Here is a 520-nt window from a genome sequence, read left to right as displayed (position 1 = left end):
CTGGCCCACCGTAAGAGTGCCGTCTACATATGATATTGAATAATTCGCAGATGATGCGCCCCCTGCTGTGATTGCATACGTTCCCGCGGGACTGGATGCCGTAGCTAACGTTGAAGCTTCAGCTGCAGCTGTTAGGGATGCTTCAGTATCCCCATTCACAAATCCTGCATAGCTCACCGTCAGAGCAGGATTCGCACTGCCGTATATTTTGCTCTTATCATCCGCCGTGATTGTAAGCGAGGCGGCTGTCACGCTCATCGTTCCATCGGAATAAGTGATTGAATAATTGGGTGCAGCGGCTCCGCTGGCTGCGATCGGGTAAGTCCCCACCGGACTTCCTATAGCTGCCGTAGTGGCGACTGTAGGCACTGTGGTTAGCACAGTTTCAGTATCGCCGTTTACAAAACCAGAATAGCTCACAGTCAAAGCCGGATTCGCGCTTCCGTAGGTTTTGCTCTTATCATCGGCTGTCACTATAAGAGATGCCTGACCCACCGTAAGAGTACCCTCAACATATGAA

At 51.3% G+C, this 520-nt stretch carries 1 protein-coding gene; it reads right to left on the bottom strand.

Features of this window, described 5'->3' with window-relative positions; genetic code table 11:
• The coding region (locus tag DM397_RS00440; protein ID WP_204251856.1) for an MBG domain-containing protein at positions 1 to 520 on the bottom strand (520 nt) is incomplete at both ends.

Origin of the sequence: Flavobacterium nitrogenifigens (assembly GCF_003254565.1) — a bacterium.
Lineage (GTDB): Bacteria > Bacteroidota > Bacteroidia > Flavobacteriales > Flavobacteriaceae > Flavobacterium > Flavobacterium nitrogenifigens.
This window is presented reverse-complemented; position numbering and strand designations above follow the sequence as displayed.